This window comes from Cytobacillus sp. Bac17 (assembly GCF_024519925.1).
In the GTDB taxonomy this organism is placed as follows: domain Bacteria; phylum Bacillota; class Bacilli; order Bacillales; family Cytobacillaceae; genus Cytobacillus; species Cytobacillus pseudoceanisediminis.
The window spans coordinates 1-392 of record NZ_JALJRC010000108.1 but is presented as its reverse complement, the minus strand read 5'-3'; the positions used below and the strand labels follow the sequence as shown (position 1 = coordinate 392).

The following is a 392-nucleotide window of genomic DNA, read 5'->3' as shown; positions in this document are numbered from 1 at the left end:
GAGAAAGAAGGGAAAAAGAGGGAAAGAAAAGAAGAGAGGAAGAGAGAAAAGGAGGAGGAAAAGAAAGAAGGGGGAGAGGAAAGAAAAAAAGGGGGGAAGGAGGAAAGGGAAGGGGAGAAGAAGAAGAAGGGGGAAAGGAAAAGAAAAAAAAAGGAGGGGGGGAGGGGAGAGGGAGGGGGAGGAAGAGGAAAAAAAAAAAAAGAAGAGGAGAAGGGGGAAGGGGGAAAAAAGAAGAGGAAGGAGGAAGGAAAGAAGAGAAGAGAGGGAAGAGGAGAGAAAAAGGAAAAAGGAGGAGAGAGAAGAGGAGGGAAAGGGAGAAAGAGAAGGAAGAAGGAAAAGGGAAAGGGAAGAAAGGGAAGAAGGAAGAAAGGAGAGGGGGAGAGGGGAGCGGA

General features: G+C 47.7%; 1 protein-coding gene. It reads left to right on the top strand.

Going from position 1 to position 392, the window contains the following annotated elements:
* On the top strand, positions 1-392 hold a 392-nt coding region (locus tag NR125_RS30315), incomplete at both ends, for a hypothetical protein (RefSeq protein WP_256816890.1).